The organism is Bradyrhizobium sp. CCBAU 25360, from assembly GCF_028128695.1.
In the GTDB taxonomy this organism is placed as follows: domain Bacteria; phylum Pseudomonadota; class Alphaproteobacteria; order Rhizobiales; family Xanthobacteraceae; genus Bradyrhizobium; species Bradyrhizobium ottawaense.
Window position 1 is genome coordinate 71,583 of record NZ_LBJA01000029.1, and the last position, 24,855, is coordinate 96,437.

At 64.6% G+C, this 24,855-nt stretch carries 27 protein-coding genes and 2 pseudogenes; 13 read left to right on the forward strand and 16 right to left on the reverse strand.

The genetic code is table 11. From position 1 onward, the window contains the following. Nucleotides 1–11: 11 nt before the first annotated feature. Nucleotides 12–968, reverse strand: coding sequence for a helix-turn-helix domain-containing protein (locus tag XH81_RS06855; protein WP_028143969.1), 957 nt, complete (start codon nucleotides 966–968; stop codon nucleotides 12–14). Nucleotides 969–1,164: 196 nt separating this feature from the next. On the opposite strand from XH81_RS06855, the gene XH81_RS06860 reads away from it, so the two are divergent. Continuing rightward, nucleotides 1,165–2,181: a carbon-nitrogen hydrolase family protein gene (locus XH81_RS06860; protein ID WP_028143968.1), complete on the forward strand. Its 1,017-nt coding sequence runs from the start codon at nucleotides 1,165–1,167 to the stop codon at nucleotides 2,179–2,181. 28 nt (nucleotides 2,182–2,209) lie between these two features. Continuing rightward, a pseudogene (locus XH81_RS06865) lies at nucleotides 2,210–3,249 on the forward strand (phenylacetaldoxime dehydratase family protein). Here the strand turns inward: XH81_RS06865 and XH81_RS06870 are convergent. Then, the gene (locus tag XH81_RS06870) at nucleotides 3,246–3,884 is read right to left on the reverse strand and encodes an HAD family hydrolase (RefSeq protein WP_028143967.1); all 639 of its coding nucleotides are present in this window, start codon (nucleotides 3,882–3,884) and stop codon (nucleotides 3,246–3,248) included. The pseudogene XH81_RS06865 and the gene XH81_RS06870 sit on opposite strands and share 4 nt — an antisense overlap. 76 nt (nucleotides 3,885–3,960) lie before the next feature. On the opposite strand from XH81_RS06870, the gene XH81_RS06875 reads away from it, so the two are divergent. The 4 genes from XH81_RS06875 to tsaA all read left to right on the forward strand — a co-directional run bounded on the left by XH81_RS06875 (nucleotide 3,961) and on the right by tsaA (nucleotide 6,750). Beyond that, nucleotides 3,961–4,926, forward strand: a complete 966-nt coding sequence (locus XH81_RS06875) for a lytic transglycosylase domain-containing protein (RefSeq protein ID WP_028143966.1) — start codon at nucleotides 3,961–3,963, stop codon at nucleotides 4,924–4,926. Nucleotides 4,927–5,138: 212 nt separating this feature from the next. Continuing rightward, on the forward strand, nucleotides 5,139–5,879 hold the full coding sequence (locus tag XH81_RS06880; protein WP_028143965.1) for an AzlC family ABC transporter permease: 741 nt from the start codon (nucleotides 5,139–5,141) through the stop codon (nucleotides 5,877–5,879). Further along, nucleotides 5,876–6,226, forward strand: coding sequence for an AzlD domain-containing protein (locus XH81_RS06885; RefSeq protein WP_028143964.1), 351 nt, complete (start codon nucleotides 5,876–5,878; stop codon nucleotides 6,224–6,226). The genes XH81_RS06880 and XH81_RS06885 overlap by 4 nt, the downstream gene beginning before the upstream one ends. Before the next feature lie 32 nt (nucleotides 6,227–6,258). Further along, nucleotides 6,259–6,750 (forward strand): tRNA (N6-threonylcarbamoyladenosine(37)-N6)-methyltransferase TrmO, encoded by a 492-nt coding sequence (gene tsaA / locus XH81_RS06890; protein WP_028143963.1) that lies wholly within the window; start codon nucleotides 6,259–6,261, stop codon nucleotides 6,748–6,750. Between the two features lie 132 nt (nucleotides 6,751–6,882). Here the strand turns inward: tsaA and XH81_RS06895 are convergent, their stop codons facing one another. From XH81_RS06895 to XH81_RS06910, 4 genes are all read right to left on the reverse strand, one after another. Continuing rightward, nucleotides 6,883–7,308 (reverse strand): HIT family protein, encoded by a 426-nt coding sequence (locus XH81_RS06895; protein ID WP_028143962.1) that lies wholly within the window; start codon nucleotides 7,306–7,308, stop codon nucleotides 6,883–6,885. Between the two features lie 64 nt (nucleotides 7,309–7,372). Continuing rightward, nucleotides 7,373–8,629: a GNAT family N-acetyltransferase gene (locus XH81_RS06900; RefSeq protein ID WP_028143961.1), complete on the reverse strand. Its 1,257-nt coding sequence runs from the start codon at nucleotides 8,627–8,629 to the stop codon at nucleotides 7,373–7,375. Between the two features lie 198 nt (nucleotides 8,630–8,827). Further along, nucleotides 8,828–9,574 (reverse strand): glycerophosphodiester phosphodiesterase, encoded by a 747-nt coding sequence (locus XH81_RS06905; RefSeq protein WP_028143960.1) that lies wholly within the window; start codon nucleotides 9,572–9,574, stop codon nucleotides 8,828–8,830. Between the two features lie 6 nt (nucleotides 9,575–9,580). Further along, nucleotides 9,581–10,048: a RidA family protein gene (locus XH81_RS06910; RefSeq protein WP_014494672.1), complete on the reverse strand. Its 468-nt coding sequence runs from the start codon at nucleotides 10,046–10,048 to the stop codon at nucleotides 9,581–9,583. Nucleotides 10,049–10,295: 247 nt separating this feature from the next. On the opposite strand from XH81_RS06910, the gene XH81_RS06915 reads away from it, so the two are divergent. Both XH81_RS06915 and XH81_RS06920 read left to right on the forward strand, forming a co-directional pair. Continuing rightward, the gene (locus tag XH81_RS06915) at nucleotides 10,296–11,141 is read left to right on the forward strand and encodes a cell envelope integrity EipB family protein (RefSeq protein ID WP_028143959.1); all 846 of its coding nucleotides are present in this window, start codon (nucleotides 10,296–10,298) and stop codon (nucleotides 11,139–11,141) included. Between the two features lie 174 nt (nucleotides 11,142–11,315). Beyond that, on the forward strand, nucleotides 11,316–11,717 hold the full coding sequence (locus tag XH81_RS06920) for a RidA family protein (RefSeq protein WP_028143958.1): 402 nt from the start codon (nucleotides 11,316–11,318) through the stop codon (nucleotides 11,715–11,717). 51 nt (nucleotides 11,718–11,768) lie between these two features. On the opposite strand, the gene XH81_RS06925 is transcribed toward XH81_RS06920, so the two are convergent. Then, entirely contained in the window at nucleotides 11,769–12,176 is a 408-nt protein-coding gene (locus XH81_RS06925; protein ID WP_028143957.1) for an ACT domain-containing protein, read from the reverse strand. Between the two features lie 144 nt (nucleotides 12,177–12,320). On the opposite strand from XH81_RS06925, the gene XH81_RS06930 reads away from it, so the two are divergent. Further along, nucleotides 12,321–12,476 (forward strand): hypothetical protein, encoded by a 156-nt coding sequence (locus tag XH81_RS06930; protein WP_162832276.1) that lies wholly within the window; start codon nucleotides 12,321–12,323, stop codon nucleotides 12,474–12,476. 16 nt (nucleotides 12,477–12,492) lie between these two features. On the opposite strand, the gene XH81_RS06935 is transcribed toward XH81_RS06930, so the two are convergent. Together XH81_RS06935 and XH81_RS06940 are read right to left on the reverse strand one after the other, a co-directional pair. After that, a complete protein-coding gene (locus XH81_RS06935) occupies nucleotides 12,493–13,785 on the reverse strand; it encodes a DNA polymerase IV (protein ID WP_028143955.1) in 1,293 nt (430 codons plus the stop codon). Further along, nucleotides 13,782–14,093, reverse strand: a complete 312-nt coding sequence (locus tag XH81_RS06940; RefSeq protein WP_018321125.1) for a DUF3572 domain-containing protein — start codon at nucleotides 14,091–14,093, stop codon at nucleotides 13,782–13,784. The genes XH81_RS06935 and XH81_RS06940 overlap by 4 nt, the downstream gene beginning before the upstream one ends. Nucleotides 14,094–14,334: 241 nt before the next feature. Here XH81_RS06940 and XH81_RS06945 point away from each other — a divergent pair, with 241 nt between their 5' ends. Then, the gene (locus XH81_RS06945; RefSeq protein ID WP_008130064.1) at nucleotides 14,335–14,700 is read left to right on the forward strand and encodes a response regulator; all 366 of its coding nucleotides are present in this window, start codon (nucleotides 14,335–14,337) and stop codon (nucleotides 14,698–14,700) included. Nucleotides 14,701–14,714: 14 nt separating this feature from the next. Then, nucleotides 14,715–16,088 carry a PleD family two-component system response regulator gene (locus tag XH81_RS06950; RefSeq protein WP_028143954.1) on the forward strand — a complete coding sequence of 458 codons (1,374 nt, stop codon included), beginning with the start codon at nucleotides 14,715–14,717 and terminating at the stop codon, nucleotides 16,086–16,088. 1,123 nt (nucleotides 16,089–17,211) lie between these two features. On the opposite strand, the gene XH81_RS06955 is transcribed toward XH81_RS06950, so the two are convergent. Both XH81_RS06955 and XH81_RS06960 read right to left on the reverse strand, forming a co-directional pair. Next, a complete protein-coding gene (locus XH81_RS06955; protein ID WP_038972441.1) occupies nucleotides 17,212–17,415 on the reverse strand; it encodes a hypothetical protein in 204 nt (67 codons plus the stop codon). Nucleotides 17,416–17,564: 149 nt separating this feature from the next. Then, nucleotides 17,565–18,179 carry a TetR/AcrR family transcriptional regulator gene (locus tag XH81_RS06960; protein ID WP_028143952.1) on the reverse strand — a complete coding sequence of 205 codons (615 nt, stop codon included), beginning with the start codon at nucleotides 18,177–18,179 and terminating at the stop codon, nucleotides 17,565–17,567. Between the two features lie 129 nt (nucleotides 18,180–18,308). Between XH81_RS06960 and XH81_RS06965 the strand changes: the two genes are divergently transcribed. After that, nucleotides 18,309–19,547: an MFS transporter gene (locus XH81_RS06965; RefSeq protein WP_028143951.1), complete on the forward strand. Its 1,239-nt coding sequence runs from the start codon at nucleotides 18,309–18,311 to the stop codon at nucleotides 19,545–19,547. A gap of 468 nt (nucleotides 19,548–20,015) precedes the next feature. Here XH81_RS06965 and rpmG read toward each other — a convergent pair whose 3' ends face one another. The 4 genes and pseudogenes from rpmG to XH81_RS06985 form a co-directional block, all read right to left on the reverse strand. Then, nucleotides 20,016–20,183, reverse strand: coding sequence for a 50S ribosomal protein L33 (gene rpmG / locus XH81_RS06970; protein WP_008139339.1), 168 nt, complete (start codon nucleotides 20,181–20,183; stop codon nucleotides 20,016–20,018). 124 nt (nucleotides 20,184–20,307) lie between these two features. Beyond that, nucleotides 20,308–21,633 carry an LLM class flavin-dependent oxidoreductase gene (locus tag XH81_RS06975; RefSeq protein WP_028143950.1) on the reverse strand — a complete coding sequence of 442 codons (1,326 nt, stop codon included), beginning with the start codon at nucleotides 21,631–21,633 and terminating at the stop codon, nucleotides 20,308–20,310. 202 nt (nucleotides 21,634–21,835) lie between these two features. Then, nucleotides 21,836–23,173, reverse strand: coding sequence for an amidohydrolase (locus XH81_RS06980; RefSeq protein ID WP_028143949.1), 1,338 nt, complete (start codon nucleotides 23,171–23,173; stop codon nucleotides 21,836–21,838). A gap of 30 nt (nucleotides 23,174–23,203) precedes the next feature. Then, nucleotides 23,204–23,376 (reverse strand): annotated as a pseudogene (locus XH81_RS06985) (NUDIX hydrolase); the annotation flags it as partial. A gap of 67 nt (nucleotides 23,377–23,443) precedes the next feature. Here XH81_RS06985 and XH81_RS06990 point away from each other — a divergent pair. After that, complete coding sequence (locus tag XH81_RS06990) at nucleotides 23,444–23,986, forward strand: hypothetical protein (RefSeq protein ID WP_028143947.1); 543 nt, start codon at nucleotides 23,444–23,446, stop codon at nucleotides 23,984–23,986. Nucleotides 23,987–24,087: 101 nt separating this feature from the next. On the opposite strand, the gene XH81_RS06995 is transcribed toward XH81_RS06990, so the two are convergent. Further along, the gene (locus XH81_RS06995) at nucleotides 24,088–24,840 is read right to left on the reverse strand and encodes an NUDIX hydrolase (protein WP_028143946.1); all 753 of its coding nucleotides are present in this window, start codon (nucleotides 24,838–24,840) and stop codon (nucleotides 24,088–24,090) included. Between the last annotated feature and the right edge of the window lie 15 nt (nucleotides 24,841–24,855).

Below are 24,855 nucleotides of genomic sequence, written 5' to 3' on the forward strand. Positions count from 1 at the left end.
AAGATGGCTGCTCAGTGCCGCAGTTGGCTCTGCCTGAAATCGCGCGGCGACATGCCAAAATGCTCGCGGAAGACGCGGCCGAAATGCGAGAGGTCGTTGAAACCCCAGGCAAAGGCGATCTCGCTGATGTGGCGATGGACGAGCATGGGCGAGGCGAGGTCGCGACGGCACCGCGCAAGGCGTTCGGCGAGGACGTAACGTTGGAACGAGGTCTCCTCGTCGGCGAGAAGGTCGTTCACGTAGCGCGGCGAGATGCCGAGCGCGGCCGCGGTCTCCGGCAATGAAAGGTCGGGGTCGGCGAGATGGGCGCGGACATGCGCCTTGAGCCGGTAAATCAGCGCGGATCGGTGGGTCGAGGATGGCAGCGACGTCTTGCCGAGCCGCTCGCTCAGCGCCATCGCGAGCAGATCGACGGCCTGTTCGGACAGAACAGCGGCGTTGCCAGGGGCGAGCCGGTCGGCACTCTGGCAAAGCCGGAAGATGAAATCATAGGCGAGCCGCTCGAGCGGTGCCTCAGTGCCAAACGACATCGCGGTCAGCGTCTCCGTGCCGCCGAGCCGGCGCTGCAACATCTCGCGCGGCACCTTGAAGATGGTCTGCGTGAAGGCGTCGTTGAACTTCAGCTCATAGGGGCGCGTGGTGTCGTAGAGCGCGAACTCGCCGGGATGAACTACAGTCTCGCGGCCGTCCTGCACCACGCCGCCGTCGCCCCGATGGCCGAGCGCGACCAGGACGAAATCCTGATCCGAGCGCGCGATGCGGGAGGGCGTGCGGAATACGTGCTGGCGATCGGAGCAGACCTCGGAGCATACGGCCTTTCCGAGCGGGATTTGCGTGACCGAGCCGCGAAAGGCGCTGCCGAGATCGGATTTGCAGTCGAGCCCGACGAAGACGTCGCAGACGATGTCCTGCCAGAGGGCGAGCCGCCGGTAGCCCGGGCTGCCGTCCGTCGTGAACTGGATTGGCATCGGCAGGCCTCCCTTTCACATCCAGCGAAATCGCATGTTGGCGCAGATCCAGCCCGATCCGAGGCAAATCCCGTACCGGGCCAAAATCCCGGCCGGTCGAGTTTTTGTTCCGCCGCGGTCGAGCGGCCGGCTGCCCGCTTTGGCCCAATAGACTGCATCGGAGATGGCTTCCGATCAACCGGCAATGGAGGCGGCAATGGGCATCGAACATCCGAAATACAAGGTGGCGGTGGTGCAGGCGGCGCCGGCCTGGCTCGATCTCGACGCCTCCATCGACAAGTCGATCGCGCTGATCAGGGAGGCCGCGGAGAAGGGCGCCAGGCTGATCGCCTTTCCCGAGGCCTTCATCCCCGGTTACCCCTGGCATATCTGGATGGACTCGCCGGCCTGGGCGATCGGCCGCGGCTTCGTGCAGCGCTATTTCGACAACTCGCTGTCCTATGACAGCCCGCAGGCCGAGCGCTTGCGCGATGCCGTACGCAAGGCCAGGCTCACCGCCGTGATCGGCCTGTCCGAACGCGACGGCGGCAGCCTCTATCTGGCGCAATGGCTGATCGGGCCCGATGGCGAGACCATCGCCAAACGCCGCAAGCTGCGGCCGACCCATGCCGAGCGTACCGTCTACGGCGAGGGCGACGGCAGCGATCTCGCCGTGCATGCGAGGGCCGACATCGGCCGTCTCGGCGCGCTGTGCTGCTGGGAGCATCTCCAGCCGCTGTCCAAATACGCGATGTACGCCCAGAACGAGCAGGTGCATGTCGCGGCCTGGCCGAGCTTCTCGCTTTATGATCCCTTCGCGCCGGCGCTCGGCGCCGAGGTCAACAACGCCGCTTCGCGCGTCTATGCGGTGGAGGGCTCTTGCTTCGTGCTCGCGCCTTGCGCGACGGTCTCGCAAGCGATGATCGACGAACTTTGCGACCGGCCGGACAAGCACGCGCTGCTGCATGCCGGCGGCGGCTTTGCCGCGATCTACGGTCCCGACGGCAGCCAGATCGGCGAGAAGCTGGCGCCGGATCAGGAGGGGTTATTGATCGCCGAGATCGACCTCGGCGCCATCGGTGTTGCCAAGAACGCGGCAGATCCGGCCGGGCATTATTCACGGCCCGACGTGACGCGGTTGCTCCTGAACAAGAAGCGGTACCAACGCGTCGAGCAATTTGCCTTGCCGGTGGATACCGTCGAGCCCACGGACATCGCCGCGGCGGCGAGCTGATCACCGAGATCGAGGGGAGGGTACGATCGTGGAATCTGCAATTCCTCGGCATCTCGAAAACCCGCGCACGCGCCACAAGCGCGTGCCTGATGATTACCAGCCGCCATATCCGTCCTTTGTGGCGCGCTACAGGCCCGGCGTGAGCCGTGTCGTGATGGCCTATTTCGGCGTGCAGCATCGCGGCACGGCGCCGGTGGCCGCGACGGAGGCGCTCGCCGACATCGCGCGCTATTTCGCTGCGGCAGGCGGCCTTCGCATTGGGATCGCGCGCACTATGTCGATCAAGCCGGATACGAGACCGTCTGCTCGGTGGGCTATTGGGACGACATCGCACGCTTCGACGCCTGGTTCGAAGCGGCGCGCGAGGCCTGGACCGGACGGCAGCGCGAAGGCATCGGCACCTTCGTCGAAGTGCTGCGTCCCATTGTAGCGCGGCACGAGACACTGTTCTCCTCGCCCGACCGGACTGAGGGCGTCGCCTCGATCGCCGGCGGCATGAGCGGCGAGGTGCAGGAGCACGCTTACTGGGGCGGCATGCGCGACCGTATTCCGCTGTCGCAAACCGACGCGATGGCGCCCGGTGGCGCGCCGGAGCTGATCCGGGACGGTGCGCGGCTGCGCGTGACGGCGCACGACAATCTCTGCCTGATCAGGTCCGGGCAGGATTGGAGCGATACCGAGGCATCCGAGCGAAAGCTCTATCTCGATGATGTCGAGCCGGTGCTGCGCGAGGGCATGGATTTCCTGCGCGACGAGGGGCTTGCGATCGGCTGCTATGCCAACCGCTACATGGAGGTGCTCCAGGCCGACGGCAGCGTGAGCGAAAAGTCCTACGGCCAGAGCTGGTGGAAGAGCCTGGCGGCGCTCGAACGCTGGGCGGAGTCGCATCCAACCCATGTCAGGATTTTTGGTGCCGCGATGAAGTATCTGTCCACGCTCGGCCCGTCAGCCAAGCTGCGACTTTATCACGAGGTCACGGTGGCAGCTGCGGACGAGCAGTTCTTCGAATATCTGAACTGCCACGCCAAGACCGGCATGTTGACGGCGGTGGAGACCGTCAGCGCCTAGCCCACGCAATGACCGAGCAGCTCGGGATGTGCGGCGCAGATGTGATGCGCGCCGGCGTCCCTGAGCTCGGTCTCGCTGCCATAGCCATAGAGCACGCCGATCGCGGTCATGCCGTTGGTGCGGGCGCCGATCACATCGTGGCTGCGGTCGCCGATCATGATGGCGCTGCTCGCGTCGACCTTGGTCTCGTCGAGCGCGTAGCGCAGCAGATCGCGCTTGTCGACGCGGGTGCCGTCGAGCTCGGACCCGAACACGCGCTCGAAATACGGCTTCAGGCCGAAATGATCGACGATGCGGGTAGCGTAGACCGCGGGCTTGCTGGTCGCCACGAACATGCGCGGCGTCGTCGCGGCCACCGCGGCGAGCGTGTCGTGGATGCCCTGATAGAGCGCATTCTCGAACAGGCCGACCTCGGAAAACCGCTCGCGGTAGAGTAGCAGCGCCCGGTCAGCAAGTTCGTCGGTTCCGACGAGCCTCTTCAGGCTGGCATGCAGCGGCGGCCCAATGCACCAGGTCAGTTCGTCCTGGCTCGGGACCGGCTGGTCGAGTGTTTTCAGGGCATACTGGATCGAACCGGTGATCCCGGGCTTTGGATCGGTGAGTGTGCCGTCGAGATCAAAATAGATTGTCCGCATTTTGGCCGAGCTCAGCGTTGATTATTCCGGCCGTTGCTAGTTGCCTTGGGGCCCGAGTTCAAGGGCTTGGAGCGAAATGCAGCTTGGTGGGGTCCAGAAGCTGATCTGGCAGCTGCTCGTGGCAGCGTTCGTCTGCACGTCGGCGCTGGCCGAGGACGCACCGGTTCCTCCCACGCAGCTCGGCCCCGAAGCCCCCGCAAAACCGTTGCCATCGCCCGAGTCGGCGCGCGAGAGCGACACGCGGGAGTCGATCTGCCTGATCATCGAGGCCGCCGCGCGCGATGCCAATCTCCCGCTGGAATTCTTCGCCCGGGTGATCTGGCAGGAAAGCCGCTTCCAGGCCGATGCGGTAGGTCCCACGACACGCAGCGGCGAGCACGCACAGGGGATCGCGCAGTTCATGCCGGGCACCGCGAGCGAGCGCGGGCTGCTCAATCCGTTCAATCCGGTGCAGGCATTGCCGAAGTCGGCAGAATTCTTGAACGAGCTACGCAACCAGTTCGGCAATCTCGGCCTCGCGGCCGCTGCCTACAACGCAGGTCCGCGGCGCGTGCAGGAATGGCTCGCCGGCACCGGCGGCATGCCGGAGCAGACCCGCAACTATGTCTTGGCCATCACCGGCACCAGCGTCGATGCCTGGGCCAAGGCAGGCGCGACCGGCAAGGGCCCGCCGAGCGCGCCGCCGACGAGCTGTCGCGACCTGATGGCGCTGCTCAAGCGCGCGCCGAATGCTTTCGTCGCCGAGCTCGAGCAGCATGTGGAGCTTGCGGCCGCAAAGGCCTGGGGCGTGCAGCTCGCCGCCGGCTTCGACCGTAACAGGGCGCTGGCGATGTACTCCCGCGCGGTCACGCGGCTCGGTGCCGCGATCGGCGAGCGTGATCCGAGCCTGCTGAGTTCGGTGATGCGCAGCCGCGGCACCCGTGCGTTCTACCAGGTGCGCATCGGCGCCGACACGCGCGGCGAGGCGGATGATCTGTGCAACCGCATCCGCAAGGCCGGCGGGGCGTGCTTCGTACTGAAGAACAAGGGTGTCGCGGGGTAGGCTGTCATTCCGGGGCGCGACGAAGTCGCGAACCCGGAATCCATCGCGAGGCTGTCTCTGCGGCCCGATGGATTCCGGGCTCGCGCTTGGCGCGCCCCGGAATGACGGCGCTGGGTGCGTCACGCATGCCAGCCCCGCCGCGCGCTTCCTTGACGCGAGGCGCCGCATTGCCCGTTATGCGGGCACGATTCCGCAACCCGGCCAAGACTCCCGTGGCGCTTCCTCCGCTCGATTCACCACAATGGAATAGCCGGTGGCTTGCCTTCGGCTGGGGCCTGCGCTCGATCACGCAGACGATCCTCACCATCGTGCTGTTCGTGACCTATCTCGGCATCGGCGCGCTGGCCCATGACACCCATTTCAGTCTGGCCTGGGCGCTCGCCTCGACGCTGTTCGTCTGGGCGGGGCCGGCGCAGATCATCCTGATCACCACGCTCGGCTCCGGCGCCACCGTCATCCAGTCGGCGATTGCAGTCACCGTCAGCGCCATCAGGCTGTTCCCGATGGTGGTCTCGGTGCTGCCCTTGATGCGGACGCCGACGACCAAACGGCGCGAGCTGGTCTTTGCCGCGCATCTCACCGCGGTGACGCTGTGGGTCGAGTGTCACCGTTTCCTGCCGCAGGTGCCGCGTGAACGGCGCATCGCCTTCGTTCACGGGCTCGGCTGTGGCCTCGTCTCGGTGTGCCTCGTCGCCAACACCGTCGGCTATTTCCTCGCCGCCAACCTGACGCAGACGCTTGGAGCGGCGATCCTGCTGCTGACGCCGCTGTCGTTCCTGTTCTCGACTGCGCGCAACAGCCGCGAGGTGGCCGATGTCGTCGCGCTCGTGCTGGGCATCTTGCTTTATCCGCTGGCCGCGAAGATGAACTCCGGTGTCGATATCCTGGTCAGCGGGGTGGTGGCCGGCACGATCGCCTATGGCGTGCATTGGTGGCGGGAGGTGCGCGCGTGAGTTTTGCGCAAGCGATCGGCGACTGGCATGCGCTGGCGGTGCTGTTCGTCGCCGGGGTCGTGCCCAACCAGATCTGGCGCATGCTGGGCCTGTGGTTTGGCGGCGGTATCGACGAAGGCTCCGAACTGCTGGTTTGGGTGAGGGCGGTCGCCACCGCCATCCTCGCCGGCGTCATCGCCCAGATCGTGGTCGAGCCGCCGGGTGCGCTGGCCAGCGTGCCTGATACCTTGCGTTATGGCGCGGTGGCCGCCGGCCTCGTCGTGTTCCTGCTGACCCGCCGCTCGATCTTTGCGGGCGTCGTGACCGGCGAAGTCTTCATGCTGGCCGGCAAGTGGTGGTTGGGCTAAAACCGCCGGCGAACAGCCAAGGAACAGGAAATATGGTTCGCGAACAGGAGCTCCGCGAGGGCGAGGTCGCCATCGAGCTGCCACCGACACAGGACGCCGGTCTCGTTTTCATCGGCCGCATCCGCACGCCCTGGACCTCGCGGCTGGAGACGCCGCGGCAGGGACGTCAGGACGGCCCGATCTGCCGCCTCGAGATCTTCGAGCCGTTCGTGCCGGCCATCAAGGGCGTCGATTTCTACAGCAATCTCGAAGTGCTCTATTGGCTCGACCAGTCGCGCCGCGACATCATCCTGCAGAGCCCCAAGAACAACGAGAAAACCCGCGGCACCTTTTCGCTGCGCTCGCCGGTGCGGCCAAATCCGATCGGCACGTCGATCGTGAAGCTGGTCGGCATCGAGGGCAATGCGATCCTGGTGCGCGGGCTCGATTGCCTCGACAACACGCCGCTGATCGACATCAAGCCAGATCGGTGCGAGTTCACGCCATTGGCGGCGCCCCAGCCAGGGGATTTCGAGACGGAGTGATCTGTCATTCTGGGGCGCGCCGAAGGCGCGAGCCCGGAATCCATCAGGCGTCAGAGTCGGTGGTGAAATGGATTCTCAGGTGCGCAATTGCGCACCATAGCTCGCGCCAAGGGGGCGCGCCCCGGAATGACATCAACCCTTTAACGCCGCGATCAGCTTCGCCGCGTGCTCTTCCAGCACCTTGGCATCTTCCTTGCGGCTGGCGGGCGGCAGCATCGCCACGCCGTCGTGACGCGGCATCACGTGCATGTGCAGGTGAAACACCACTTGTCCACCGGCGGGCTCGTTGAACTGCTGGATGGTGATGCCGTCGGCCTTGAATGCCTGCATCGCGGCTGCGGCGATCCTGTGCGCGCCGCGGGCGACATGGGCGTAGTCGTCCGGCTTGATGTCGAGGATGTTGCGGGCAGGGGCCTTCGGGATCACCAGCGTGTGGCCAGGGACGCGCGGCATGATGTCGAGGAACGCGAAGACGTGCTCGTCCTCATAGACCTTGGAGCAGGGCAGCTCGCCGCGCAGGATCTTCGCGAAGATGTTGTTGGTGTCGTAGGCGGTCATGGCGGCTCCCCGAGAAACTTGCGCTTGGAATTTTGCGCTTACTGTCACCAGCGACGGCGAGACGTCAAGGCGCCTCGTCGGCGCCTTTCCGGAACGGGCCGAGCTCGGCGAGCTCGCGTCCGGCTTCGGCGACATAGGCGCGCTCGCGCTTGAGGTAATCATCAATCGCGCGGCGCAGGCCGGGATCGGCGATGAAGTGCGCGGAATGGGTTGTGCGTGGCAGGTAGCCGCGCGCGATCTTGTGCTCGCCTTGCGCGCCGGCCTCGACATGGGTGAGGCCGCGTTTGATGGCAAAGTCGATCGCCTGGTAATAGCAGACCTCGAAATGCAGGAACGGATGATGCTCGACCGCGCCCCAGTTGCGGCCGAACAGCGTGTCCGAGCCGATGAAGTTGATCGCGCCCGCGATCCAGCGATTGTTGCGGCGGACCATCACCAGCAGCACGTCCTCTGCCATGGTCTCGCCGATCAGCGAGAAGAACTCCCGCGTCAGATAGGGACGGCCCCATTTGCGCGAGCCGGTCTCCATGTAGAATGCGAAGAAGGCGTCCCAGGCATCCTCGGTGATGTCTTTTCCCGTCAGCCAGTGGATGGTGATCCCGGCGGGGAGCGCATCGCGCCGCTCGCGCTTGATCGATTTGCGGTGACGCGAGTTCAGGGTGCTGAGGAAGTCGTCGAAGCTCGCAAAGCCCTCATTGTGCCAGTGGAACTGCTGGTCGGTACGCTGCAGGAAGCCGTGCTCGGCGAGCAGCTTCCACTCGGCCTCGCGCGCGAAGGTGACGTGGACGGAGGAGGCCTTGCTGACGCCGCAGAGCGCTACCAGCCCGCTCGCCAGTGCGTCCATGATGCGCTCGTGATCGACGCCGTCACGGACCAGCAGGCGCGGGCCTGTGGCCGGCGTGAAGGGAACCGAGACCTGGAGCTTCGGATAGTAGCGTCCGCCGGCGCGCTCATAGGCGTCCGCCCAACCGCGATCAAAGACGTACTCGCCTTGCGAATGCGATTTCAGATAGCAGGGCACGACACCGGCGACGCGGCCGTCGACCTTGGCCACGAGATGCCGCGGTCCCCAGCCCGTGCGGATTGTCGCCGAACCCGATTTCTCAACGGCCGAGAGAAAGGCGTGTGAGACGAACGGGTTATAGGCAGGTTTTGAGAGGCCGAGGGAATCGCCTGGAAGTCCAGATGAGGTTCCCGCGCCAAGCCCGTTGCAGGCCTTTTCGTTAAGAACCTTGCCGGGATTGGCACAGGCGTCCCAGTCCTCCCGGGATACCTCGCCAATCGAAGGTACGGCCTCGAGCGTGATTTCGGATGATGCCATCGTTGCCCAAGATCGTGCATTGCAGCAGTGACTTCAAGAGGGTGCGGGAGCACGGCTCTCGTGCCCCGGACGCAGCGCAGCACGCAGTGGGGCGCTGCTGAGCCGGGGCCCATGTGGCAGCGCGCTCGCGGACAGATTGGTTCCGGCTCTGCGCCGCAACGCCGAAGCGTTGCAGCTTGTCCGAGACACGAGCGTGCCCTACGGCACGAACCCCTCAAAGATCATCTGGTCGGCATATTGCCCGACCCGCGTCCGCTGCTCCGGGGTGCGGACCGTCCAGCCGAGCAGGGCGCAGCCGAACAGATTGCGGGCGATCCAGGGGGCGGGGGCCGGGAGGTCGTCGACCCTGAAGGCGACGAAATGGGGCTGGGTCTGAAAGCCGTGGCGCAGGTACAGCATGCTATCGCGCTGCGGCTGCGTGAGCTTGGCCCAATAGTCGTCCTCATAGGTCCGCTGCGCGACGATGCCGCGCGGGCGGGAGGGCAGCAGCTCGCGCAGTGCCAGCACCTGGTCGGGATCGAACGACATGCCGACGGCGGGGCCGTCATAGGACGCCAGCACCTCGGCCATCCGCTTCACCAGCTTGCGGTCGCCGCCAAAATGGCTCTTCACCTCGATCACAAGGGGCACGCGGCCGGCGACCATGGCGCAGAGGTCGGACAGCGACATCATCCGCTCGTCGGTGTCCTTGAATTTGACGGCCTTCAGCTCCGCGGCGGTCTTCGACACGACCTCGCCGGTGGCCTCGGTGAGGCGGCCCAGCGCATGGTCGTGATGCACCATGGCCTCGCCGTCGGCCGAGAGTTGGATGTCGACCTCGATCGAAAAATTGCCTGCGATCGCAGCCTGCACCGCGCCCGGCATGTTCTCGACGATGCCACGGGAAATGTCATGCAGGCCGCGATGGGCGACCGGCCGGGCTGTCAGCCAATCAGGAGCGCGCATTGTCCGTCAGGCGACCTCGAACACGCCTTCGACCTCGACCGCCGCGTCTGCCGGCAACGAGGCGACGCCGACGGTGGTGCGGGCATGGCGGCCCTTGTCACCGAAGGCGGCGACCATCAGGTCGGAGGCGCCGTTCAGGACCTTCGGCCCATCCAGGAAATCGGGGGCCGAGTTGATGAAGCCGCCAAGGCGCACCACGCGCACGACCTTGTCGAGGTCGCCGAGCGCCGCCTTGACCTGGGCCAGCAAATTGACCGCGCAGCCTCGGGCCGCCGCCGCGCCGTCTTCGATCGAGACGCCGGCGCCCAGCTTGCCCTTGGCGATCAGCTTGCCGGCGGGGTCGAAGCAGACCTGGCCGGAGACGAACAGCAAATTACCGGTGCGCACGAACGGGACGTAATTGGCCACGGGCGTGGGGGCCTCATGCAGCTTGATGCCCTGTTCCGCCAGCTTTTGCTCGACCGTGCCCGCCATGTTCGACCTCGTTGTCCAGAAATTCCATTCGCCCCGGCGCATCCGTGGGAGGCCGGCCGCGCCCTGTTTCGCCCATCGTGCCGCCACATGCAAGCAACCCGCAGCGGCTGCCTTTTGCCGAGGCGAGGCCGCAGGTTCAACGGCAGGGCCGCAACTTTACGTGAAACGGCCTCAGTTGCGACGCAATGGAACGGTCATTAAAATGTCGAATCTGCGCATCTCAAGGACGCGTCCCCAAGGAACAGACATGGTGCACCTTTTCCGGACTTCGCTCGGTGTAATGGCGCTCGCGGCGGCCGGTTTAGGCCTCGCCGACGGCGCGCAGGCCGCCAACGGTCCGTTCCTTGCGCACCAGGCGCTTTACGATCTCAGCTTGGTGAAATCGCGCTCCAATTCGGTCAATAGCGCGCGCGGGCGCATCCTCTACAACTTCACCGGAAGCTCGTGCGAGGGCTACACCTCCGAATTCCGCCAGGTGTCCGAGCTCGACAGCGGGGAGGGCAAGGTCACGCTGAGCGACCTCCGCTCCAACTCCTGGGAAGACGCCGCGGGCAAAAGCTATCGCTTCAAGATCGAGACTCGCATGAACGAGGCCGATGCCGGCCGCGTCGATGGCTCGGCCGAGCGCGACGGGGACCACATCAACGTCAAGCTGAAGCTGCCGGCGCCGAAGAATTTCACCCTCGACGGCAAGATCGTATTCCCGACCGAGCAGATCCAGCGCATCATCGCCGCCGCCAAGGACGGCAAGCCGCTGCTCGAGCTCTCCGTCTATGACGGCTCCGACGACGGCCAGAAGGTCTACAACACGCTGACCGTGATCGGCCAGCCGATCCCCGCCGACCGCGCCGCCGCGCCGGATCCGTCGACCTCCGACGAGCACATGAAATCGCTCAAGCGCTGGCCCGTCACGGTCAGCTATTTCGACCGCGAGGCCCAGCAGAAAGAGGGCGAGCAGACGCCGGTCTATGCGATGGCGTTCGAGCTCTACGAAAACGGCGTCTCGCGCCAGCTCGTGCTCGATTACAACGACTTTGTCATTTCCGGCGCGATGGGCAAGTTCGACGTCAAGGACAGCAAGCCCTGTAATTGAGGGGGTCATGCTCTCTCCTCCGTCATTGCGAGTGTAGCGAAGCAATCCAGAATCCCTCTGCGGCTGGCAGTCTGGATTGCTTCGTCGCAAGAGCTCCTCGCAATGACGGGGCTGGCTCTCCCGTCCCTCACCAGCTACGCTCCCTCCCAACCAAAAACCCCAGGGAGGCAACCCATGCCCAAGCTCGATCATCTCCGTCCCAGCGGCCTGCATCACAATCCCGCCTATTCCCACGTCGTCACCGCGACCGGCGCGCGCACCATCTACATTTCGGGACAGGTCTCGACCGACGAGGAGGGGCGGATCGTCGGCGAGGGCGATATCGCCGCGCAGACCACGCAGGTGATGCAGAATCTCGGACACGCGCTGAAGGCAGCCGGCGCGAGCTATTCCAACATCGTGAAGATCACGACCTTCGTCGTGAACTACAAGCCGGAGCTGCGCCCCATCATCGGCAAGGCCCGCTCGGCCTTCTTCGAAGGCATGGAGCCGCCGGCCTCGACCCTGGTCGGCGTCTCCGCGCTCGCCGCGCCGGAATGGCTGATCGAGATCGAGGCGATCGCCGTCGCGGATTGATTTTCGTAGCCCGGATGGAGTGCAGCGCAATCCGGGAAGCCTGCCGCCGGGCTACAAGTGCCTCTCGCTCGAAATCCCGTGAAGAACAGCCATCGCTTCGTCGGCCCTGTCGTCGGGTACAAGCAGATGGTCGTGGTGGAAGGCCGACACCGCGTTCACGCTGATGCCGGCTTCAGCGAGACGGGCCGTGATCGCGGCCAAGAAGCCCACCGCGTCGAGTGCCGAGTGAACCGTCAGGGTGATCAGGCGCGAGGGGAACGCGTAGCGCAGCCCCGCCGCTTCGGCCTCTTCGCGAGAGATCACCAGCGTCGTGCCTTCCTGCTCGCGAAATGTCAGCAGCGGATTGAGCCCTGCGGGCACGGACTCGTTCTGCGGTATCGCGCAGAACACGAAGGTGCCGTTCAGCATCTCCGGCTTCATGTTGCTCAGCAGCGCGTCGAGATCGCGTTCCCCTGTCACGGGCCAACCCCTGAAGCCATGGCCAACATACCTTTGTATATCTCCTCTAATCCTTCTCATACGCCGACCTTACGCTGGTACAATTGAGTAACGGCGGCGGATTCTTACAATTTGAGTCCACTCGGGTCACTACGAGGAAGCTCAATGAATGTCGTCATTCGAAAGCTCAACGGTTTGTGGCACCTCATTGTCGGGTCTTGTCAGATCCGAACTCCGTTCCTGGAAACGCAGGATCGGCAGCTGGTCGTTCAATATGCCCGGCGCGTCTATCCGGGTGCGCGGATATTCGAACGCGATTGAGTTGAGCAGGTCTCGATCACTCGGGCTGTCCTGTTTCGGGGCCCTCATACGCGATCCCGCGGATCACCGCCGCGCTGCCGAATTTCTTGCGCAGGCTGTCGACGGCGCGCTCGGCGTGGGCGGCGCGGCGGTCGAGCATGTCGGTGTCGTCGGCGGGCGAGCCCTCGCGCAGCGCGCTGACGCCGGCGCCCATCAGGCGGAAGGCGGTGCCGTCGATCTCCTTGGCCAGCATCTCGCGGCAGATCGAGAAGATCTTTGCGGCGAGCTGGGTCGGGGCCGCGATCGATTGCGAGCGCGTGCGCTGGCGGAAATCGGCGGTCTTCAGCTTCAGCGTGACGGTCGAGCCGGCGAGTTCGCTGCTCTTGAGCCGTGACGATGTCTTCTCGCACAGCCGCCACAGGATCTTCTCCAGCGTCGCGAAATCGCGGATGTCGGTCTCGAAGGTGGTTTCGCTTGAAATCGTCTTGGCGCCCCGATCAGGCTCGACGCGGCGGTCGTCGATGCCGCGCGCGAGCCGCCATAGCCTGCGGCCGTCGCTCGGAAACTGCCGCATCATCTCGATCTCGTCGGCCTTTTGCAGATCGGCGATGATGCGGAAACCGCGCTGCACCAGCCGCTCCTGCGTGGCCGGTCCGACGCCGAAGATGAAGCCGACGGGCTTGTCGGCAAGCATCGATCGCGCTTCCTCCTGGTCGAGCGCGGCGAAGCCCCGGGGCTTGTCGAGGTCGGAGGCGATCTTGGCCAAAAACTTGTTGCAGGACAGGCCGACCGAGACGGAGATGCCGATGTCCCGCTCGACGTTGCGGGCAAAGCGCGCCAGCACTTTTGCCGGGATCATGCCGTGGACCCGTTCGGTGCCGGAGAGATCGAGGAACGCCTCGTCGATCGACAGCGGCTCGACCAGCGGCGTCAGCGCCTGCATGGCCTGGCGCACCTCGCGGCCGACGCGGACATATTTGGCCATATCCGGCGGGATCACGGTCGCGTGCGGGCAGGCCTCCAACGCCTTGAACATCGGCATGGCGGAGCGCACGCCGTAGGTGCGAGCGACGTAGCAGGCGGCCGACACCACGCCGCGTTTTCCTCCGCCAATGATGACCGGCTTGTCGGCAATGTCAGGATTGTCGCGCTTCTCGACCGTCGCATAGAAGGCGTCGCAGTCGATGTGGGCGATGGTCAGGCCTGCGAGCGCGCGGTGACGGACGAGGCGAGGGGAACCGCAGGCGGAACAGCGCCTCACGCCCATGTCCAGATCGGCCAGACAGTCCCGGCAGAAGCAGCGGGGCCCGGCCGTATCAGGGGCGGTCACGGCACGTCGCGCTCCCAGGAGGGGTCGCCGAGCGCGTCGCCGAGGACCTGCCGCGCCGCTGCGACGTTGGTCGGATGCAGTTCCGCGGTCGAGGCAAAGGCCTTCACGGTGGCGTCATCGCGCAGCACGAAATCGAGCACGCTGAGCAGAAAATTGGGGTCCGCGGCGGCATTGCGCAGGGTCTCCGGACCGACCCCCGTCTCGGCGAGAAACAGGCCCAGCCGCTCGGGATCGCTCGCAACGAAAGAGAGCGCCTGAATCGCAACGATTTCAGCGACTTCGCGGGGGTTGTGAACAGGCTTTTTCAAGGGGACGGTTTGCCTTTCCGTTAACTTTCGGTCTCTAATTTGGAATCATCATGCCCGAGTCTCGGCCCTGAGTCTTCCGACCCCAGGCAAGCAACTGGAAACCACATCGCAGAAAGTCGACCCTCGGGTTTAACGAAACTCAAGCGAATCTGAGGCTAGTTTGAATCCAGTTTTCGAAGCGCCGGCGAGCGGCGCCTGAGGCGTTACATGTATGGGTCTGCGGACCAATCAGGAGGGCGGGATGGCTAAGACCGTCCTGATCGTGGAAGACAACGAGCTCAACATGAAGCTCTTCCGCGACCTGTTGGAGGCGCACGGCTACCAGACCTCCGGCACCAGCAACGGCTACGAGGCGCTCGACCTCGTTCGCAAGATGCGGCCCGACCTCGTGCTGATGGATATCCAATTGCCGCAGGTCTCCGGGCTCGAGGTGACGCGCTGGATCAAGGACGATCCGGAGCTGCGTTCCATTCCCGTCGTCGCGGTCACGGCGTTCGCGATGAAGGGCGACGAAGAGCGCATCCGCGAGGGCGGCTGCGAGGCCTATTTGTCCAAGCCGATCTCGGTCGGCAAATTCATTGAGACGGTCCGGCGTTTCATCGGATAGGAAGTGAGTTCACAGTGTCCGCGCGTATCCTGGTCGTCGATGACGTCCCTGCCAACGTCAAGCTGCTCGAGGCCCGCCTCTCTGCCGAATATTTCGACGTGATGACCGCCTCGAACGGCACCGAGGCGCTTGCGATCTGTCAACGCGCCGAATGCGACATCATCCTGCTCGACGTGATGATGCCCGACATCGACGGCTTTGAAGTCTGCCGCCGCCTCAAGACCGATCCGGCGACGCACCACATTCCTGTCGTCATGGTGACGGCGCTCGACAGTCCGTCCGACCGCAATCGCGGGCTGGAAGCGGGCGCGGATGATTTCCTGACCAAACCCGTTTCCGACGTCGTGCTGATCGCGCGGGTGCGCTCGCTGACGCGGCTGAAGATGATGACCGATGAGCTGCGCATGCGCGCCATCACCTCGCTCGAGATCGGCATGCAGGCGCCCGAGCGCAGCGCCGTGGCCGACACCGGCAAGGGCGGCCGCATCCTGCTGGTCGACGACCGTCCGTCCTCCTACGAGCGGCTGGCCACGATCCTCGCCGCCGAGCACACCATCGACGTCGAGCCGAACCCGACGGAGGCGCTGTTCCACGCCGCCGAGGGCAATTACGATTTGCTGATCGTCTCGCTCGACCTCAACAATTTCGACGGCCTCCGCCTGTGCAGCCAGGCGCGCTCGCTGGAGCGCACGCGCCATGTGCCGATCCTGGCGATCGCGGACCCCGAGAACTCGACGCGGCTGCTCCGCGGCCTCGAGATCGGCGTCAACGACTATCTGCTGCGTCCCATCGACAAGATCGAGCTCTTGGCGCGGGCCCGCACCCAGATCCGCCGCCGCCGCTATACCGATCATCTGCGCGACAACGTGCAGAACTCGATCGAGATGGCGATCACGGACGCGCTCACCGGCCTGCACAATCGCCGCTACATGGAGAGCCATCTGGCGACGCTCGCCGAGCAGGCCGCGACCCGCGGCAAGCCGCTGGCGCTGATGATCCTGGACATCGACTTCTTCAAGTCCATCAACGACAATTACGGCCACGACGCCGGCGACGACGTGCTGCGCGAGTTCGCGGTGCGGGTGCGCAAGTCGATCCGCGGCATTGATCTGGCCTGCCGCTACGGCGGCGAGGAGTTCGTCATCGTCATGCCGGAGACCGATCTCCACGTCGCCGGCATGGTCGCCGAGCGCCTGCGCCGCTCGATCGCGGGCGAGCCGTTCGCGATTCACAAAGGGGCGAAGCGCATCGAGGTCACGATCTCGATCGGCCTGACCACGCTGGAGCAGAAGGGCGAGGCGGTCGCCGACGTGCTCAAGCGCGCCGACACCGCGCTCTACCGCGCCAAGCACGACGGGCGTAATCGGGTGGTATCGCAGGCGGCGTAAGGTCCGGCTGCGCAAAATCGCGAAAACAACCCCATGCACAGTAGCCGGCGTTAGCTCGATCAATAGGTTAGGCGAGGGCAGCGAAATCGCTCGTGCGGAGGAGCGCGCCGTTCGACGCGTCCGGGCAATACAGGAGTGTAACGAAGCATCACGGTCTGTCCCGATGCGGCAGCAAGAGTCCGGCCAGAGAGAAATCGCCAGACATTGCTTCCGGGCCTCGGCGGCCCGGGCAAAACAGCTCCGGCGTGACGGGGCGCGTGGGGTTACGGGACTGACCTGTGCAGTCCACTCCTCTCAGGAGCGCTTGGGGCGCTAGCCGATGAATTGCGTCTGCATCGCGGGATTAGTCGCGCCAAACTGGGCCAGATAGCAAAATCCTGCAGCCACTAACGTGAAGCCTCCTCCGAACATGCAAAGGGCGAGAATAAAACCGAAAAGTCCTGCGCTCGCTAGTGTGTTAGCCTCGGCTGATCGCTCTTCCTCTGTGATCGCGTGCCTCTCGACATTCCACGGCGGTGTTTATCTCCGCTCCTTTCAAGCAAGCCGCCCCCGCCTTGCTATCTCGTCCTCAAGCTTTTTCAGCAACTTGAGGAGTGCGGGACCGTCCATGTCCTCACGCGCGGCGCGCATATAGTGCTCCAAAATCGTCGGCCCGGTTTCTGACAAAGGCCCTGGCTTGTTTCCCATTACCGTCTCCGATCCAAGAAGGCGGGAGCATTTCGATCTCCGCCTTCTGCTGATATGCGATAAGCGGAAAAATGTCGCATATGCGGTCTTTGCAGGGTGGTCAATTTTGCTCACATTGAGCGGTGACCGCATCCCTTCAGGGGATCAAGCGTTCCAGAGAGACTGTGGCGGAGGTTGATGCCACGACCCGGCCTCCGCCGTCTCTGACCTCGATCTTGGTGAAGCCTGTCCTGCGGTGACGGGCGTGATCGAGAATAGCTTGGCCTAGAGCTCAAGAGCTCGCGTCTCGGCAGCGCTCAGATCGGTAACTTCGGCCCCTTCGTCACCGATAAAAACGCCGCCGTCATGGTGGATATCGAAGGGGTAAATTGGCATGGGCGTTCAATCAGCCCATGGCCTCAAGGTTCCTAAGGTCCAGCCCTCAAGGGAGCGGCTACTACGCCAGCAGCCAGGCTGCGACAGCGTGGACAAGCAAAAAGAGCACGTACAGCCAGCCGGACATCGCGATGGTTATGGTGGCAAAGAAGAGTGAGCCGAGGACTAAATCAGCCAATCTCCCGCTCGCGGCCTTGAGAGGTGCCATCGGCGGGATCGAGGCGGGTGCGATCGGGAAGTGTTCGACGCCGAACGGGTGGGCCATCTTTGCCCCTCTCATGGCTGGCAGGGGAGCGCAAAAGCGGTCTCTCAGCCACCGACGTCTGCAGGACGAGCCATTGATCGGTGATGCGTCTTCAATGCGCGATGATAGGCAAGGTTCAATTCGTCCCTGAGGAGTGCCATTCCACTCCCTCAGGGATGCTGGACCACTCTCTTGCCCCGTTTCATCGCCGGCTTCGCTTCCCCGCCCACATCCACCCCCGCATTCCGCAGCAGCACCTTCGCCGCTTCCTTCGCCGCACGCGCCATCGCCGGATCGTCGCGGACGAGGTCCTGCGCGATCGAGCCGTCGACCAGCAGCACCAGCTGCGTTGCGAGCCCATCCGCATCGGTCACACCGAGCTCGTTCAGGCGGTCGCGAAACCAGAGGCGGCGGCTCTCCTTGAAGGCGACCGCGATCTTCTTCACGGCGCGGTCCTGAGGGCCCAGCTCGGCAACCGCGTTCACGAACGGGCAGCCGCGAAAGTCCTTGGCCGCAAACCGCCGCTCCAGCGAATCAAACGTCGCAAGGATCTGCTCGGCCGGCGGCTTGTCGGAGGGCCGCGCGCTCACGAAGCGGCGTTCCAGATAGGCGGTGATCAGCGCGTCCTTGGACGGGAAGTGGTTGTAGAGCGTGCGCTTGGAGATGCCGATCTCGGCCGCAATGGTGTCGACGCCGATGGCGCGAATGCCCTGCAGATAGAACAGCTTGTCGGCGGTCTGAAGGATCCGCTCTTTCATCGTCTGTGGGGCGGGCGGGGGAGCCATGCGGCGACGCGCATCCTCTTGGCTTGACAGCTGGGGTCCTACATAGCCTAAGTACACAGGTCTGTGTAACCAAAATCAACCGATATTTCAGACGACGGCATTTGCGCCGTGTCCGCGAGGGAGAAGAATATGCCCCTGTTGCAGGTCCTGCGTCCGACATTGCCCATCCTGATCGGCGCCTCGATCATGCTGACGCTCAGCATGGGGCTGCGGCAGAGCCTCGGCATCTTCATGCAGCCGCTGACGCACGACATCCACATTTCGATCTCGGATTTCACGCTGGCGCTGGCAGTGCAGAACCTCGCCTGGGGCTTTCTCCAGCCGCTCGCCGGCGCGATGACGGTGCGCTACGGCTTCCGCCCGATCATGATCGTCGGCGCGCTGATGTACATCGCAGGCCTCCTTCTGATGGCGACCGCGAACGGCCTCGTCAGCATCATGATCGGCGCCGGCGTGTTGATCGGCACATCGCTCGCCTGCACCGCGGCCGCGATCGCGATGTCGGTGGCGGCACGCGCGGTGCCCGCAACGGTGCGCTCCACCGTGCTCGGCATCGTCTCCGGCGCGGGCTCGCTGGGCGCGCTGCTGTCGGCGCCGATCGGGCAGATGCTCAATGAGGGGTTTGGCTGGCGCGTCGGGCTCGCCGGCTTCGTCGTCATGTCGGTGCTGATGATTCCGGCCGCGTGGTACGCGGGGCGCGTCGACCAGGTCCCGCTGCCGAAGCCGGCTGCCGACGAGATCGACGATGCCACGGCTGCGACCGCGGCGAGGACCGCGTTCGGCAATGCCTCCTTCGTGGTGATGACCTGCGCCTATCTCGTCTGCGGCATGCAGCTGGTCTTCCTCACCACGCATCTGCCGTCATATCTTGCGATCTGCGGCCTCGATCCGATGCTGAGCGCGCAGACGCTCGGCATGATCGGCGGCTTCAACGTGCTCGGCTCGCTGTTCTTCGGCTGGGCCGGCGAGCGCTGGAACAAGCTGGCGCTGCTGGGTGCGATCTACATCCTGCGCTCGCTGGCGCTAGCCTGGTACTTCATGCTGCCGGCAACGCCGTTCTCGACGTTGCTGTTCGGCGCCATCATGGGCTTCCTCTGGATGGGCGTAGGGCCGCTGGTCGCGGGCGCGGTCGCCGAGATGTTCGGCCTGCGCTGGCAGGCGATGATCCAGGGCCTCGCCTTCATGAGCCACCAGATCGGCAGCTTCCTCGGCGCCTACGGAGGAGGAGTGCTCTACGACGCGCTCGGCTCCTACACCATGGCCTGGCGCATCGGCGTGGCGCTGGGCTTGGCCGGCGGCATCGTGCAGGTCGCGTTCGCGCTGCTCCGGCCGTCGCAACCTCCGTCGCCGGTGTTGGAGGCGGCGTGAGGCGTTCGGTCCCCGCGCGATGCTGTGCATCGCGCAGCTCGCACCTCGGGCGACGACCACGACAAGGCTCGATGACAATCTCATGACCATGTCCTTCCCAAATCCGGGCGGAAATTCCGTGCCGGGAAGTGCACGGTAACAGACATTACGGGTCGAGCAACTGAAGGTTGAAGAGCCGTTTGCGTAATGATGGGCCATGGTGGTCAGAAAGTGGAGCACGTCAATTCGTTCTCGTGCCCCGGCCGCGGCGCAGCGCTCCCGGCGATGCGAAGCATCGTCCGGTGCGGTGCGCTGCAGAGCCGGGGCCCATGTCTCGCATGGTGTCGTGTCGCGTTCTGGATCCGGGCTCAGCGGAGCAGCGTTGCACGCTGCAGCGCGTCCGGGACACACGAGAGGGCCAAAATGAAACGGGGCCCGAAAGGGCCCCGCAAAACGCTTCAATGCTTGTCCGCGATCTGACTTGATCTTTTACTTGATCTTGGCTTCGCGGAATTCGACGTGCTTGCGCGCGACCGGGTCGTACTTCTTCTTGACCAGCTTGTCGGTCATGGTGCGCGAATTCTTCTTGGCGGTGTAGTAGAAGCCGGTGTCGGCCGAGGACACGAGCTTGACCTTGATGGTGACCGCTTTGGCCATGTTCTGAACCTCAGAAAATTGGGGAATCTGGAGCCGGCCAAACGGCCCGCGTTGGCCGGCAACCTAGCCAGAAACCGACTGATGTCAAGGTTTTAGGGGGCGGAAACCACCCAAAACGGCCCGATTATCCCTCGAAGAACCGATTTTTGGGGCGCGGCAGGCCCAGATTCTCCCTCAAAGTGGGCCCTTCATACTCTTTGCGGAAAATCCCGCGCCGCTGCAGCTCCGGGACCACCTTGTCGACGAAATCGTCGAGCCCGGCGGGCAGGAACGGGAACATGATGTTGAAGCCGTCGGAGCCGCGCCCGACCAGCCATTCCTCCATCTGGTCGGCGATGGTTTTGGCGGTGCCGACGAAGGACAGCCCGCCATAGCCGCCGACGCGCTGGGCGAGCTGGCGCACCGTCAGCTTGTCGCGCTTGGCGAGGTCGACCATGCGCTGCCGGCCGCTCTTGCTGGCGTTGGTCTCGGGGATGTCAGGCAATTGGCCGTCCGGATCGAAGCCCGAGGCATCGGTGCCGAGGATGACCGAGAGCGAGGCGATGGCGCTATCGTAATGCACGCGGCTGTCGAGCAGCGCGCGTTTCTCCTTGGCCTCATCGACGCTGTCGCCGACCACGACGAAGGCGCCGGGGAGGATCTTCAGATGCTCGGGATCGCGGCCGATGGTCTCCATGCGGCCCTTGATGTCGGCATAGAGCTTCTGTCCGTCGGCGAGGCTGCCGCCGCCGGTGAACACGGCTTCCGCCGTTTCGGCGGCGAGCTGCTTGCCGTCCTCGGAGGCGCCGGCCTGCACGATCACCGGCCAGCCCTGCACGGGACGCGCGATGTTGAGGGGGCCACGTACCTTCAGATATTTGCCGTTGTGATCGAGCGTATGCATTTTCGAAGGATCGAAGAATAGCCCGCTCTCGACATCGCGCACGAAGGCATCGTCGGCGAAGGAATCCCACAGGCCCGTGACGACATCGTAGAACTCGCGGGCGCGCTTGTAGCGCTCGGCATGCTCCATGTGATCGTCGAGGCCGAAATTCAGGGCCGCGTCCGGGTTCGATGTCGTGACGATATTCCAGCCGGCGCGGCCGCCGCTGAGATGGTCGAGCGAGGCGAAGCGCCGCGCGACGTGATAGGGCTCGTCGAAGGTGGTCGAGCCGGTGGCGATCAGGCCGATCCGGTCGGTGACCGCCGAGAGCGCCGACAGCAGCGTGAACGGCTCGAAGGAGGTGACGGTGTGGCTGCGCTTGAGCGCATTGACCGGCATGTTCAGCACGGCGAGGTGATCGGCCATGAAGAAGGCGTCGAACTTGCCGGCCTCGAGCTTCTGGATCAGCTGCTTGATGTGCGAGAAGTTGAAATTGGCGTCAGGCCAGGCCCCGGGATAGCGCCAGGCGCCGGTGTGGATGCTGATCGGGCGCATGAACGCGCCAAGCTTGAGTTGCCGTTGTGCCATCGCCCGGTGTCCGTTCTTGGTGACGCTGAGGAAAGACATAGGGACGCCGGGGAGCTGCGCCATTGGGGGAGGCGGGAAGATTTTTTCGTTTTTCGATGTCCGCTCAGCACAATCGCGTCATTCCGGGGCGCGCCCCTTCGCGCGAGCCACGATGCGCAATTGCGCATCTGAGAATCCATCAAGCCGCGCACACCGAGGAGGGCTACTGCCCCCGGGCCCTTTGATCGAAGGCGCTCAGCACGGCGAGCGTCATCGCGGTGACGCCGGTCTGGATGGTCGGTTTCGGCACCGGGGCGAATTGCGGCGAGTGATTGCCGGGAAGCGGCGGGCCGCTGCCGTTGCGCGCGGCGGCGACGCGGTCGGGCTCATAAACGCCGATGTTGAAGAACATCGACGGCACGCCGGCGTTGACATATTCCGAATAGTCTTCGCTGGTCGTGTTCGCAGGGCTGACGTTGAGCTTGTCGCCGAAGGCCGCTTTCAGCACCCGCTCGGCCTGGCCGACCACCGCGGCATCGTTCACTACCGCCTTGGTGCCTTCGTCGAGGTGGATTTCGGGCGCAGGCGCATCCGCCATCGCCGCCACCGCTTTCGCCGTTCGCTCGATCCCGGCCAGCATCCTCGCGCGCACCTGCGGCTTGAAGCTGCGGATCGTGCCGATCACCCTGGCCTCGTCGGGGATGACATTGCCGGCGGTGCCGGCGTGGATCGCGCCGATGGTGACAAGGCCGAATTCGGTCGGGTCCTTCTCGCGGCTGATCACGCTCTGGACATCGACGACAAAGCGCGATGCCATCATCACGGGATCGATGGTCGCCTGCGGTATCGCGCCATGACCGCCGCGGCCGACGAATCTGATGAAGAGACCGTCGACATTCGACGATCCGACCCCGACCCTGTAGGTCACGGAGCCGTAGGCCCCACTGCCGTCGTGCAGGGCAAATCCCGCATCGGGCTTCGGAAAGCGGGTGAACAGGCCATCGGCGATCATCGCCCTTGCGCCCGCGACCTCTTCCTCGGCGGGCTGCGCGATGAACATCAGCGTACCGTGCCACTGGTCCTTGATGCCGACCAGGGTCTTCGCCGTGCCGACCCAGCTCGCCATGTGGATGTCATGGCCGCAGCTATGGGCGACGAATGTCTCGCGGCCCTGCCAGATCTGCTTGTCGCGGCTGGCATAGGGCAGGCCGGTCTTCTCCTCCATGGGTAGCGCATCAAGCTCGGTGCGAACCATGATGGTGGGACCGTCACCGTTCCTGTAGATGGCAACAAGGCCCGTCTTGCCGACGTGCTCGGTGACTTCAAAACCAATCGCACGCATCTCGCCGGCGAGTTTCGCCGCAGTCTTCTCCTCCTGGAAGGCAATCTCGGGATGGGCGTGGATGTCCTTATAGAGCGCGTCGAGCTTCGGATATTCGCTCTCGAAGGCGGTCTCGATGGTTTGCTTCAACCTGGCGACGTCGAGCTCCGCATGGGCGGACGGCGAGAGCAGGCTATACAACGCCACGGAAGCGAGCAGAGGCCTTACGAAGCGCATCATCCGATCCTCCGGTTGTTTTTAAGCGCTCTTTTATTCACCTAGCACATCTCGTCGCATCTTTCCGCCATAGAAATGGAAGAACGGCACCGGCGCATCGCGGCGGAGCGGGCTGTCGCGTTGAGCAGGTTGCGCGTCATCGGATGCAGATTGGCGAGCGGTTTTGAGCCGAGCCCGACCCAGAGCGGCTTGTCCAGCCCCGCATCGAGGCGTCTCTTCGAACCAATCCGCTGCTTGCGCCGACCAAGCCATGACCCCGCGAGGAGACCCTTCATGGCCGGCGCAATGACCTTGGACGGCGGCATCGTCCGCATCGACCGGCCCATGCCATGGGTCGGCCGGCTGCTGTCGCTGCCGCTGCTGGCGGCAAGCGGCTATCTGCTGTGGAATGTCGCGCTCGGCCTGCGCCAGGATTTCTTCGGCTTCGGAAGGCTCGCCGACGATCTCGTGCCGGTGCTGGTGTTCACGGGGTTCGGGCTGCTCGTCGGCATCCCCGGCATCATCCTGCTGACGTTCCGCTACTTCGTCGTGCTCAACGAGACGCTGCGCCAGATCGTGATCACCAGGCAGTTCGGCCCGCTGAACATTCGCTCGTCGCGCAATCTCGCCGACTATCACTTCATCAGCGTCATCGACGACTACGATACGGATCTGAGGACGTACGACGTCAATCTCTGCGGCAACAAGGGCATCGAGCCGATCACACTTCAGAGCTTCACGCGTCGAGAGGAGGCGGACCAGCTCGCAAGCGAGATCGGCCGCGTCCTCAAGCTGCCGACGCGCGATTATGTCGGCACCGAGCCGGACGCGGACTGACTAAAGCGCGATGCGATGAGGATGAATCGTCATCGCACTTAGGTTGTTGTTTTAAGCATGATCTTTTCGGAAAACCGCTGCGCACTTTTCCGGATCATGCTTTAGCCCAAAATATCCTTCTGCATCTTGCCGCCGTAGAAATGGAAGAACGGCACCGGCGCATCGTGGCGCAGCGGGCCGGTGGCAAGGCGGGTGTGGAGCTCGTTGAGCACGTTGCGCGTCATCGGATGCAAATCGGCCAGCGGCTTGGAGCCGAGCTCGACCCAGACCAGCTCGACCAGTTCGGCATCGGCATGGATCACGCCGTCGACGCGGTGGGCGATCGCGGAGGCGTCCGCGGTGAAGAAGCGCGTGTCGAACCGCTTGACGCGGCCGGGCGGGGTGATCGCGCGCGCGATCAGGAACAGGCTGGAGGGATCGGGCAGCAGGCCCGCATCGGCAAACGGCTTCCAGGGGCCGTCGAGTTTTGACACTTTGCCCTCGGCCGTCCGCCCGAGGCAGAGGCCGGTTTCTTCGCAGGCCTCGCGGATCGCGGCAATGGCGAGCGACTTCGCGCGCGAGGCCGGCGTCTTTGGGCTGCCCTTGGCGAGATTGGCCTCCAGTTCGGCGGTGATGGGCGCAGCACAGGGCACGCGATAGTCGGCCTTGTCGACGCGTCCGCCGGGGAAGACGAACTTGCCGGGCATGAACACCACCTTGTCGTGGCGCTTGCCGACCAGCACTTTCGGAATGGCGCCGCTGCGGTCGACCAGGATCAGCGTTGCCGCATCCCTCGGACGGAAATAGGGATGATGATCGGCTTCCTTCTCCTCGTGGACCTTGGCCTTCTCCGCGACTTGCGCAATATCCGTCATGTCCTCACCCAACGC